This is a genomic window from Microvirga sp. P4_G7, from assembly GCF_056401005.1.
In genome coordinates this window covers 1-894 of record NZ_JBFUKD010001035.1, presented here as the reverse complement: position 1 = coordinate 894, position 894 = coordinate 1, and the positions used below count along the sequence as shown (strand labels likewise).

Sequence of the window (894 nt, the reverse complement as noted above, 5' to 3'; positions counted from 1 at the left end):
CCCGAATGATCGAACGGGTCGACACACCGTGCCGACCCGCCCGTCGTTCGCCTGAGCCGGTCAGGCCTTTCCGCGCGTGCGCACCATGAAGGTGTCGTAGGCGTATTCGTTGAGCTGCCACCACGGCAGCACATCATTTCGATACGTCACCATCGAATCGTAGGCCTTCTTGAAGTCAGGGCTCTTTGCAGACAGTTCGCCATAGAGTTCATTCGCCGCCTTCAGCGACGCATCCATCACCGGCGGCGTGAAAGTCTTCAACTCCGCACCGGCCCCGACCATGCGGCGCAACGCCTGTCCGTTCACCGCGTCATATTTTGCGAGCATCCAATTGTTTGCCGCTTCGGACGCCTGAAACACGATCGCCTGATATTGCTTCGGCAGCTCATCCCATTTTTGCTTGTTGACGACGAGGTGCAGCATAGCGCCGCCCTCCCACCAGCCCGGCGCATAATAGTACTTTGCCACCTTGAGGAAGCCCAGTTTTTCGTCGTCATAGGGACCGACGAACTCGGCCGCGTCGAGGGTGCCGCGCTCGAGAGCGGGATAGACATCTCCCGGCGCAATCTGCTGCGGCACGACGCCGAGCTTGGCGAGCACCATGCCGCCGAGGCCACCGATCCGGAACTTCAGACCCTTGAGATCGTCGACCGTGTTGATTTCCTTGCGGAAGAAGCCGCCCATCTGGGTTCCGGAATTGCCGCATGCGAACGAGATCGCATTGTAGCGTTCGAGGATATTGTTGGTGATGTCCTTGCCATCGGCGAAGTGCCACCAGGAATGTTGTTGACGCGCATTGAGGCCGAACGGGATGCCGGTCGCGAGCGCGAGCGCGGGTTCCTTGCCGATATAGTAGTACAGGGGCGTGTGCGCGCATTCGACCGTGCCGTTCTG

The 894-nt window shown here is 60.1% G+C and carries 1 protein-coding gene; it reads right to left on the bottom strand.

The window, feature by feature from the left end; genetic code table 11:
* Positions 1 to 60: 60 nt before the first annotated feature.
* Positions 61 to 894, bottom strand: an 834-nt coding sequence (locus AC1DT3_RS22825) for a TRAP transporter substrate-binding protein (RefSeq protein ID WP_477467444.1), incomplete at its 5' end; no start/stop codon positions are given.